9 protein-coding genes are annotated in these 10,573 nt (G+C 65.5%); 7 read left to right on the top strand and 2 right to left on the bottom strand.

The genetic code is table 11. The features are described 5' to 3' along the window. Window positions 1–9: 9 nt before the first annotated feature. The 6 genes from ACN9MY_RS00420 to ACN9MY_RS00395 all read left to right on the top strand — a co-directional run bounded on the left by ACN9MY_RS00420 (window position 10) and on the right by ACN9MY_RS00395 (window position 7,566). Window positions 10–2,823 carry a DUF4132 domain-containing protein gene (locus ACN9MY_RS00420; RefSeq protein ID WP_426336700.1) on the top strand — a complete coding sequence of 938 codons (2,814 nt, stop codon included), beginning with the start codon at window positions 10–12 and terminating at the stop codon, window positions 2,821–2,823. Then, the gene (locus ACN9MY_RS00415; protein ID WP_426336699.1) at window positions 2,820–3,890 is read left to right on the top strand and encodes a hypothetical protein; all 1,071 of its coding nucleotides are present in this window, start codon (window positions 2,820–2,822) and stop codon (window positions 3,888–3,890) included. The genes ACN9MY_RS00420 and ACN9MY_RS00415 overlap by 4 nt, the downstream gene beginning before the upstream one ends. Window positions 3,891–3,965: 75 nt before the next feature. Next, on the top strand, window positions 3,966–4,727 hold the full coding sequence (locus ACN9MY_RS00410) for a hypothetical protein (protein WP_426319830.1): 762 nt from the start codon (window positions 3,966–3,968) through the stop codon (window positions 4,725–4,727). 45 nt (window positions 4,728–4,772) lie between these two features. Then, window positions 4,773–5,585: an NAD(+) diphosphatase gene (nudC, locus tag ACN9MY_RS00405; RefSeq protein WP_426319828.1), complete on the top strand. Its 813-nt coding sequence runs from the start codon at window positions 4,773–4,775 to the stop codon at window positions 5,583–5,585. Window positions 5,586–5,634: 49 nt separating this feature from the next. Next, complete coding sequence (folE, locus tag ACN9MY_RS00400; protein WP_426166450.1) at window positions 5,635–6,201, top strand: GTP cyclohydrolase I FolE; 567 nt, start codon at window positions 5,635–5,637, stop codon at window positions 6,199–6,201. 3 nt (window positions 6,202–6,204) lie between these two features. Next, a complete protein-coding gene (locus tag ACN9MY_RS00395; protein WP_426336698.1) occupies window positions 6,205–7,566 on the top strand; it encodes a thioredoxin family protein in 1,362 nt (453 codons plus the stop codon). 105 nt (window positions 7,567–7,671) lie between these two features. On the opposite strand, the gene ACN9MY_RS00390 is transcribed toward ACN9MY_RS00395, so the two are convergent. After that, window positions 7,672–8,565 carry a LysR family transcriptional regulator gene (locus ACN9MY_RS00390; RefSeq protein ID WP_426319824.1) on the bottom strand — a complete coding sequence of 298 codons (894 nt, stop codon included), beginning with the start codon at window positions 8,563–8,565 and terminating at the stop codon, window positions 7,672–7,674. Window positions 8,566–8,666: 101 nt separating this feature from the next. Between ACN9MY_RS00390 and ACN9MY_RS00385 the strand changes: the two genes are divergently transcribed. Continuing rightward, a complete protein-coding gene (locus ACN9MY_RS00385; RefSeq protein ID WP_426336697.1) occupies window positions 8,667–9,668 on the top strand; it encodes an aldo/keto reductase in 1,002 nt (333 codons plus the stop codon). Here the strand turns inward: ACN9MY_RS00385 and ACN9MY_RS00380 are convergent. Beyond that, window positions 9,665–10,543 (bottom strand): LysR family transcriptional regulator, encoded by an 879-nt coding sequence (locus ACN9MY_RS00380; RefSeq protein WP_426172352.1) that lies wholly within the window; start codon window positions 10,541–10,543, stop codon window positions 9,665–9,667. The genes ACN9MY_RS00385 and ACN9MY_RS00380 overlap by 4 nt on opposite strands. Window positions 10,544–10,573: the final 30 nt, after the last annotated feature.

Raw genomic sequence — 10,573 nt, 5'->3', positions numbered from 1 at the left:
GGAGTTATCGTGGCACGAAAAACAACGACCGATCCCTTGCTGGCGGCGCCTGACGGCAAAGTCCACTGGACCAAGGGCATGCAGGAATGCCTTGATCTCTTCGTCGACGAAGCGGGCCTGTTCCCGCCTGGCGCCAGCTTCGAGGACAACCTTGCCCAGCACAAGGCGCTGCTGGGCAAGGAAAACTGGGTGCCGTCTGCTTTCCGCCTGCTGCAATTGCATGGCGTGGATGCCTTGCCGCTGTTCGTGGACTGGATCGAATCAAAGCGCTACAGCCCGCCGGCGGTGCAGACGGCGCTGCTGAACATCCACAGCGAGCAGGCTGTCGACGCCGTGGTCGAACGGCATCGCAGCGCAGAGTTTCGGCCGCTGGTCCTGAAACAGGCGAAGAAATGGCCGATCGTGGTTCTACGCAAGCTGCTCGATGTGAATCCGTCGAAAAAGCAGCCGGCTGCCTTGCTGATCCAGGAAATCCTTGGCCAGGACCCGGCCTGCCTGCCGCTGTTGCGGAAGCAGGCCGACGAAGCGCAGGCGAATGCGCTGGAGCGTTTGCTCGAAGTTGCCGATGCGGCGGAAGAAGCGGCGCCGGCGGACCTTCCACTGGTGCTGCGCGAGCTGCCCTGGTCGAACCGCGAGCCTTCCCGCGTGCCGGTGCTGGCATTGCAGGCAATGCATGACGCGCCGTGCTTCCATTGGTCGAAATGGTCCGGCAGCGACGGCCTGGAACTGAACGATCCCGACGAGTACGCGCTCAAGTACCTGAATACCTACTTGCCGCCGGAAACCGCAGCATGGGATCTTCCGCGCAAGGTGCTTTGGATTATCGGCATCGAGCCTGGCGCAATCGAGCGTGCCATCGCGACTGAAACCGTGAGCGAAGGCGATTTCGCGGAGTCGTCCGTCTATGGCTGGTACACGGCAAATTATCTGAAGGCCTTGCCGCCGAAACTGGCCAGCTCGGTCTTTTGCAATATTCCCGCTTCACGCTTGCGCTACTCCAGCCAGATGGCCGCGGTGTTTGCGTGGATGGGCCAGGACGGCCTGCCGGCTTTCACGCGCGTCTTTCCGACCGCATCGCTAAGTTCGATGACGCTGGCCGCGTGCCTGGAGTGGGACCAGATCGCGCTGTACGTCGCACGGGCCTTCTACGCAAACCGTTGGGTCAAGGATGCCGCCGGCGACTGGCTGCTTGCCTACCCGGCCGCCGCCGCACGCGGACTGCTGCCTGCGGCAGTCGGGCAAGATCCCGGCGAGCGCTTCATCGCACAGAACGCCTTGCGCTACCTTGCCGGCAACGGCCACGAGGCGGTGCTGGCGGCACAGGCAGCACGCTACGGCGACGCTGCGGCGGAGGCGCTGCGCATCATGCTGTCCGAGCCGCAGCGCGAATGGCTGCCGGACAAGCTGCCGACGCCGCCAAAGAGCCTGCACGTGCCCGGCCTGCCGCGCCTGTACCTCACGTCGAACGGCAAGGCGCTGCCGCTCGACGCGGTACCGCACGTGCTGACCATGATGGCGCTGTCCAAGCAGGACGCCCCGTCCAGCGGGCTGCTCGCGTTGCGTGAGGCGCTGACGCCAGGCTCGCTCGCCAGGTTCGGGCAAGCCTTGTTCGAATGGTGGCGCGACAGCGATACGCCGCCCAAGGAGCGCTGGATCTTCTGGATGCAGGGCGTGATCGGCAATGACGAAACCGCCCGCCAGCTGAACGTGGCGCTGAAGCAGTGGCGCGCCGCGCTGATCCGCGTGCGCGCCTACGATGCGATGGAAATGCTGGTGCAGATCGGTTCCGACGTCGCCTTGATGTACCTGCACCAGTTGAGCGAACAGACCCGCTACAACGATCTGCAGGAGCGTGCCGAAGAAATGATGCAAGACCTCGCGCAGCAGCGTGGCCTCAGCATGGAGCAGTTGGCCGACCGCACAGTGCCGGACCTGGGCCTGGACGAAACCGGCCGACTGGCGCTCGATTTCGGCCCGCGTTCCTTCATCGTGCGCTTCGACGAACACCTGCTGCCCTATGTGTGCGACAGCGACGGCAAGCGCATCAAGGACTTGCCCAAGCCGAACAGCAAGGACGATGAAGCGATCGCCAAGGCCGCCTCCCAGCGCTACAAGGACCTCAAGAAGCAGGCGAAGAACGTCGCCAGCACCCAGGTCGCTCGCCTGGAAAGCGCCATGTGCAAGCAGCGGCGCTGGACGGTGGAAGAGTTCGAAACCCTGCTGGTGCGCCATCCCTTGCTGCGCCACCTGGTCTCGCGGCTGGCGTGGGGCGCCTACGATGCGGGCGGCAGCTTGCTTATCCTGTTCCGGGTTGCCGAAGACCTGAGTTATGCCGGCGTCGACGACAGCGCCGTGCAACTGCCGCAGGACGCCAGGATAGGCATCCCGCACCGCCTCGAACTGGCGGATGCCGACGCGCAGGCGTTTGCGCAGTTGTTCGCCGATTACGACATCCTGCAGCCCTTCGAACAACTGGGCCGCGCCACTTACCGCCTGGACGAGGCGACGCTCGACGGCAGCATCCTGCCCGAATGGCGGGACCGCAAAGTCAGCACGGGCGCCCTGCTGGGACTGGAAAACCGCGGCTGGGAGCGCGAAGTCGGCGATGGCGGCTGCATCGGCTCGTTCACCAAGACGCTCGACGGCGGGCAGACGGTCTGCCTCGCCCTGGAAGGGGAGTGGTTCGTCGGTGGACCTGCCGATCCGGCGGCGATCCATACGATCACGCGTTGCGGGCTGGGCGGAGCGTCCTGGCGTTCCCTGTCGCCGCTGCTGGTGAGCGAGATCCAGCGCGACCTGCACCAGATGAACTGGACTCAATGAGCTGCGAACGGGAGTCTATCCAGCGCCAGGTGGCCCTGGTCAGTCATGGCAGCGCCTTCCTGCGCAAGAAGCTTGCGCTCGAGGACTGGTACCAGCATGGGATTTTCTTTGGCGCGCGGTTGCAGTTCCGCGACCGCAGCGGGAACGCCTTGCTGGCCGACGACTTCCCCCTGTGGCTGGCCACGCTGGCCCAAGCCGGGGCCACGCGGCTGTCACTGCATCCGGCAACGGGGCTTGGCATCGCCGCCTTGCCGGCCATGGACTGGAGCCGGCATGTGGTGGCGGTCCATTTTCCCGACCGCTACCAGCTCTGGGCCGTTGGCAAGGAACGGGCCGCGTGGAATGACGGCAGCCAGCGTGTTCCCAGCGCCGCCAGCCATGCCGGCGACGTCGATTGCTACCTGTACCTGGAGGAGCGGCCGGGCGTGCTCGAGGTGCCGCATACGGACTGGAAGAAGCTGGCCGCCGAGATCGCCGCCGATCTCGCGGCCCCGGTGCCTTCCGACGCGGTGCCGGCCGCGCCTTTTTGTGCCGAAACCAGGGCGAGCGCTGAGTGGGCCAGGATGCCGCTGTTCGTCGCCCACGGCGCCGACTCGCTGGCGCACCGGGTGCTGGCGACGCTGGTCCACAAGCAGGGAAAATTCGCAAACGACACCAATTCCAAGAACGAAAACAGCAGCTACCACTACATGGACGAGGCGGGCGCGGCAGCCATGCGGCACTGGGGCGAGCGTCTCGATAGCTGGGTCGCTGAAGTCCTGCTGCGCGCCGCCAATATCGGCAGCGCAACGGCCACGCAGCATGCCGGCGCACGCCTGCTCCAGCCGCCGCCGGCGCTCGAGCAAGCGCCGGTCGCGCCTTCGGCTCGGGCCGCGCCCCTGAACCTGGCGCCCGTCGGCGCAGCGCAGCCACCGGCGGAAGGCAAGTGGACGCGCCGCATCGGCCTCGCCGCCGCGATTGCGGTACTCAGTGTGCTGGTGGTCGCCGTATCGCACATCATCGTCCGCTTCCCCTGGCTGGCTATGCTGGTGGGCCTGCCGTTGGCGCTGATGCGACAAAAAAAGTAGTTATGTAATATTTGTAATTGACAGAAAATACACGGTCATTCATGATTTGATATTTATTTCCCAAAGGAAAAGATCGTGTTCATTGTCTGGGGGCGCAAGATTACGCGCCGCACAGTGGGATATGTCGCGGACTTCTGCGGCGTTTGCAGGGTGCCGCGCGCCTTCCGCATGACGCGCCTCGGCTCGGCCGGCCACGTGTATTACATCAGCTTCGGCGAGGGCAAGCTGGTCGGGCACCAGCGCACCTGCACCAGTTGCGGCGCGTTCAGCGATGCCGACGTGAATGCCTATGCCCGCGTCTCGAAGAGCTCCGGTCCCATGGAAACCCTGAAGCGCGAGACCCACCCCGGCCTGGATGAGGCCCTGGAACAGCGCCTGGCCCTCGAAGTGCGCGTCAAGACCGCACCGCACCTGCTGTCGGAAGAAGAGCGCCTGGGGCTGATCTACTCCCCGATCAACCTGTTGTCGCCCAAGGTGGAACGGCACTTCGCCACCACGCATATGGATGGCGGGGTGGCGCTGGCAATCGCCGGCGGCATCGGCCTGTGCTTTGTCTTGCCTGTCATTGGCTCGGCCATATCGTCAAGCTATGGTCCGCCGGGCTTCCTGCTGGGCCTGGTGGCCGGCTTTGGCCTGCTGATCTGGCAGCTCATCGCCTCGGGGCCGCGCTTCATGCGCAAGGAAATCCTGCCGCTGCTGGCGAAATCCCTGGCGCCGGTGAAGCCGAGCGAAGCCGAGCTCGAGCGCGCCTTGCGTGAATACAAGCAGGCCGGCCACAAGATCGGCAAGAAGCTGACGGCAGCCCAGGTGCTCGAGGCCATTCGCTCGCGGCGCTAGAAGTTCAAGTATGATCGCCCTGTTGCCAGGACTATATTGAACGCCATGCTACAGACCCCCGCCGGTTTCCTGCCCCTGATCCAGCCAGCTCCTGCTGAAAACATCCAGACGCTGGTCTTCCACAAAGACCGGCTGCTGTTGCGGGAGGAGAGCCTGGCCCTGCCGCCGCACGCGGAACTGCTTGCCGCCGGCCTGGAACTGGCCGGCGCGATGCCGCTCGGCACCTGGGAAGGGCGCTACTGGCAGGTCGCGCAGGCGCCGCACGACACCCCGCCGCTGGAGGGCCACGCCTACGTCGGCCTGCGCGCACTGTTCGGCGCCGTCGACGATGGCTTGCTCGGCGTGGCCGGGCGCGGCTACCAGATCGCCGAATGGGCGCGCACGCACCGCTTTTGCGGCGCCTGCGGCTCGCCGATGCTGCTGGCGCCCGGCGAGCGCGCCATGCGCTGCACCGCCTGCAGCCACCTTGCGTACCCGCGCATTTCGCCTGCCATGATGGTGCTGATCAGGAAGGGCAGGCAGCGCCTGCTGGCGGCGCACGCCAATTCGCCGTACAAGCGCTACACGGCGCTGGCGGGCTTCCTGGAAGCCGGCGAATCGGTGGAAGAAGCAGTGCACCGCGAAGTGTTCGAGGAAGTCGGCCTGCGCGTGCACAATCTCAAATACTTCGGCAGCCAGTCCTGGCCTTTCCCGCATTCGCTGATGATCGCCTTCACCGCCGAATACCTGGACGGCGAGATCGTCACCGACCCCAGCGAAATCAGCGATGCGCGCTGGTTTGGCCCCGAAGATGAGTGGCCGGCACTGACGCATACGGTTTCCATCGCCAGCGAGCTGCTGGCAGCGAACCGACCCTGAACGCTGTATACTGGTGGATTAGATTCCACATTTCACGGTTCTTGCAATCATGACTAAAGAAGTATTCACCGAAGCCGACTGGCGCCGCCTGCTGGAGCACCTGGGCGAAGACCCGGACCGTCCAGGCCTGATCGAAACCCCGCACCGCGTCCACAAGGCGTGGAAGCACTGGGTGTCGGGCTACGGCCAGGACCCGGCGGAAGTGCTGAAGGCTTTCGAGGATGGCGCCGAGCAGTACAACGAGCTGATCGTCGTGAAGAACATCCCGGTGTACAGCCATTGCGAGCACCACCTGGCGCCATTCTTCGGCAAGGCCACCGTGGGGTATGTCCCGAATGGCAAGATTGTCGGTTTGTCCAAGCTGACCCGCCTGGTGGACGTGTTCTCCAAGCGCCTGCAGGTGCAGGAACGCATGACCATGCAGATCGCCGAAGCGCTGATGCAAGTGCTGGAACCGAAGGCCGTGGGCGTGGTGGTCAAGTGCCGCCACCTGTGCATGGAGTCGCGCGGCATCCGCACCGCCGGCGAAGAGACCGTGACCTCCGCCATGCTGGGCGAGCTGCAGCCGAACCTGGCGATGCGCACCGAATTCCTGGCACTGGCTCGCGAGTCCTGATCCATGGCTAACGCTATCGAATGGTTCGAAGGCGATTTCGACGCCGCACTGGAGGCAGCCCGCGCTGCCGGCCGTCCGCTGTTCCTGTACTGGGGCGCCGTGTGGTGCCCGCCGTGCAACCGGGTCAAGTACGAAATCTTCGGCCGCGAAGATTTCCAGGCCAGGCTGCAAAGCATGGTGGCGATGCAGCTCGATGGCGACAGCCCGAACGCGCAGGCACTGGCGGCGCGCCTGAAGCTGCGCAGCTATCCGACCATGGTGATGTACCGTCCGGATGGCAGCGAGATCACCCGTCTGCCGTGCGAACTCGATGGCGAACTGTTTGGCGAGGCCCTGATGGCGGCGCGTTTTGCCGGCCATACGGCGGGCGAGTCGATGGCTGCTGCGCTGGATGGCAAGCGTGCCCTGTCGCCGTCCGAATGGACGCTGCTGTCGAACTACTCGTGGGATACCGATGAAGGCGTGCTGCTGCAAGGGCGCGACCTGGGCGTGACGCTGACCACCCTGTCGCAACTGGCTGCCGCCGCCGTGACCGGCGAGGCGCCGGCTGCGGCGCGCCAGGTGGAAGATGCCGCCGTGCGCCTGCGCCTGCATGCGATGGTGGCGCAGGCCGGCCGCGTGGTCGATGCCTCGTCGCCTGAATTCCTGTTGAAGGTGCTGGGCGACGAGCGCGTTGCGCGCGCCAATATGGACATCTTCGGCAACAGCGGCCACCAGCTGGTGCGCGCTGCGCCGGCGCGCCACGCTGAACTGGCGGCTGCCATGGCCGGTGCCGCTCAGGTATGGGCCGAGGACATGTGGTTGTCGGCGCCGGACCGCCTGACTGCGGTGCGCTTGCAGGTGCGCATGTCGCGCATGGGCCATGTGGCGGAAGGCTTGCCGCAGCTTGTGCGTACCCGTGTGCAGCAGGCGCTGGCGCTGGTGGATGACAAGTATGGGCGGCATACGCTGGTCAACACGGCGGTCAGCGCGCTGAATGATGCGGGGCTGCATGCGGAGGCGGAAGCTTTGCTGCAGTCGGTGCTGGTGGAATCGCATGCGCCGTATTACTTCAAGTTGAGCCTTGCATCGGCGGCCAAGCGGCGCGGCGACCTGCCGGGCATGCTGGATTGGTATGAGAAGGCGTGGCGTTCGGCGGTCGGGCCGGCGACGCGTATCCAGTGGGGGGCGACCTACCTCTTGGCGCTGATCGATACCACGCCGGGCGATACCGCGCGTATCGAAGCTGCGGCCGCGGCGCTGGGGCAGGATTTTGCCAATGCGCCGGATGGGTTCAAGCAGCGTAACCTGACGCAGGCGCAGAAGCTGGTGGCGAAGCTGCCGGCGGGGCTTGCGTTAGCCGATACTTTGCGGGCGGGTATCTAAAACCGGTAAACCGGTGTCTGACCCACAGGGTCAGACACCGATACGCGGCCGTCGCCTACCAGGGGTCAGACCCTGCGGGTCTGACCCAGGTTTACCGGTTTTTTTTCACCCCAGCCGCAAAACCTCCGCCAGCCAATCCACAAACACCCGCACCCGCGGCGACAGATGCCGGTTGTGCGAGTAAATGATCGACACCGGCAACGGCGCCGGCCGCCACGCCGGCAGCACCTCCACCAGCTCCCCGCTGGCGAGCAAGTGCTCAATCCCCGGCAACGGAATCTGCGCCAGCCCGATCCCCGCCCGGCAAGCCCCCAGGTAAGCCTCCGAACTCCCCACCGACACCCTGCTGCGCACCGACAGCGTCCTGACCTCCCCATCCACCACGTACTCCCAGGGCAGGTCGCGCCCGGTCTGGCTGGAAAAGTAATTGACCGCCCAATGCTCGCGCAAATCCTCCAGCGTCCGCGGCGTCCCATGCGCCGCCAGGTAAGAAGGCGACGCCACGTTCACCTGCACCATCGCCCCCAGCGGCCTGGCCACCAGGGTGGAGTCCCGCAACACCCCCGCCCGTACCGCGCAATCGATGCCTTCCCCCACCAGGTCGACCATGCGGTCATTGGCCCCGACCCGGATCTTGATCTCCGGGTAGCGCGAGAAGAAGTCCGGCAGCGCAGGAATCACGCTCAAGCGCGAGATTCGCTCCGGCAGGTCGACCCGGATCGTGCCGGAAGGCTTGCGGCCATCGGACAGGAACAGGGCATTTATGTCCTCCAGTTCATTGAGCAGCGCACGGCAGCGCTCCACATACAGCTGCCCCTCCACCGTCAGGCTGACCTTGCGCGTGGTGCGCTGGAGCAGCCGCACGCCAAGCTGCTGCTCGATGGCCTGCACGGCATTGGTCACGGTGGGGCGCGGCAGGTCGAGCTGTTCGGCGGCCTGGGTGAAGCTCTTGCTGTCGGCCACCGCCAGGAAGACCTGCATGGCCTTGAACTGGTCCATTGTTATCCATTTCCGAATAAAGATGTAATAAACGAAGCATTTATTGTTGGATTCGATAATAGCACAATGGTTCCCATCGAAACCCCACCTGGAGAGCACATATGGAAACCCGCAAACTTGGCAGCACCGGCCCGCAAACTTCCCAACTCGGCCTTGGCCTGATGGGCATGTCCGACCTGTACGGCCCGGCCGACCGCGCCGAAAGCCTGGCCACCATCCACGCCGCGCTGGACGCCGGCGTCACCTTGCTCGACACCGGCGACTTTTACGGCATGGGCCACAATGAAATGCTGCTGGGCGAGGCGCTGCAGGGCCGCAACCGCCAGCAGGTGCAGGTCAGCGTGAAGTTCGGCGCCCTGCGCGATCCGGACGGCGGCTTTATCGGCTACGACTCGCGCCCGCAGGCCGTGGCCAATTTCCTGGCCTATTCGCTGCGCCGCCTGGGCACCGACTACATCGACATCTACCGCCCGTCCCGCCTGGACCCCGCCACGCCGATCGAGGACACCGTCGGCGCCATCGCGGAGCAGGTGCGCAAGGGCCATGTACGTCACATCGGCCTGTCCGAGGTGAATGCCGACACGCTGCGCCGCGCCCATGCCGTGCACCCGATCGCCGACGTGCAGATCGAATACTCGATGATCTCGCGCGGCATCGAAAACGGCTTGCTGCAAACGGCGCGGGAACTGGGCGTCGGCATCACCGCATACGGCGTGCTGTCGCGTGGCCTGATCAGCGGCCACTGGAGCGCGCAGCGCGAAGGCGAGCAGGATTACCGCGGCCTGCACAGCCCACGCTTCCGGGGCGATAACCTGAAGCACAACCTGGAACTGGTGGAACGCATGCGGGCGGTGGCGCAGGCCAAAGGAATCAGCGTGGCGCAGCTGGCGATTGCCTGGGTGATGGCGCAGGGCACCGATATCGTGCCCCTGGTCGGCGCCCGCACCCGTACCCGCCTGCAGGAAGCGCTGGGCGCGCTCGACGCGGTGCTGCTGCAATCCGACCTGGCAGCGCTGGAACTGATCGTGCCGCAAGGCGCCGCAGCCGGTGGCCGCTACAACGACTACCAGCTTTCCCACCTCGACAGTGAAAAGGCCGCCTAGGCGAAAACCTCGCCAAGGAAGTCGACGAACGCCAGCACCTTGGCCGCTCGCTGGTGCCGCTGCTGGTACAGCGCGGTCAATGCGGGGCCGGGCGCCTGGTAGTCGGCGAGCAGCGGAACCAGGGCGCCGCTGCGCAGCTCCCCTTCCACCGAAAGCGACAGGAACTGGCCAATGCCGGCGCCGGCCTTGCATGCTTCGACCAGGGAATCCACATGGTCGAACGCGGCGCGCGCCGGCGGCGTGAACGCCAGGCCATCCGAGAACCGCCACGCGCGCAGGCGGCCGGCGCGCGGCAGGATGAATTGCAGGCACGCGAATCCTGCCAGTTCGCCCGGTGTCGAAGGGGTGCCATGTTGCGCGATGAAGGCCGGGGATGCGCAGCAAATGAAGCGTGTTTGCAGCAATTGCCGCGCGATCAGGCGCTCATCGCCGATTTCGCCCAGCCGCAAGAGCACGTCGTATCCTTCCTCCACCATATCGACCAGGCGGTCGCTGGCGCTGGCCTGGAGCACAATGCCGGGATGGCGAGCGAGGAAGCGCGGCAATGCCGGCGCCACGTAGATCCGTGACACCAGGCCGGGCATGTTGACGCGCAAGGTGCCGCGCGGCTCGCGGGCCGCATGCTGCAGGTTCGCCTCCAGCTCTTCCATTCCGGACAGCAGGCGCTGCGCCTGCTCGTAGCACTCGCGCCCTTCGCCAGTGAGCGACATGCTGCGCGTCGTGCGGTTCAACAGCTTGACCTCGAAGTGGGCCTCCAGCGCATTGACTTGCGCGGTGACGGACGATGTCGAAATGCCCAGCCTTTCCGCTGCGCGCGAGAAGCCACCGGTTTCCACTACCGCGCAAAAGACGCGCAAGGCATCAAGTTTGTCCATCACGCCATTATCCACAATTCGTGGATTCTG

The sequence above is a fragment of the Pseudoduganella sp. R-31 genome (assembly GCF_049913235.1).
Lineage (GTDB): Bacteria > Pseudomonadota > Gammaproteobacteria > Burkholderiales > Burkholderiaceae_D > Rugamonas.
The sequence above is the reverse complement of the archived record's forward strand: the minus strand, read 5'-3'. Positions and strand labels throughout refer to the sequence as shown.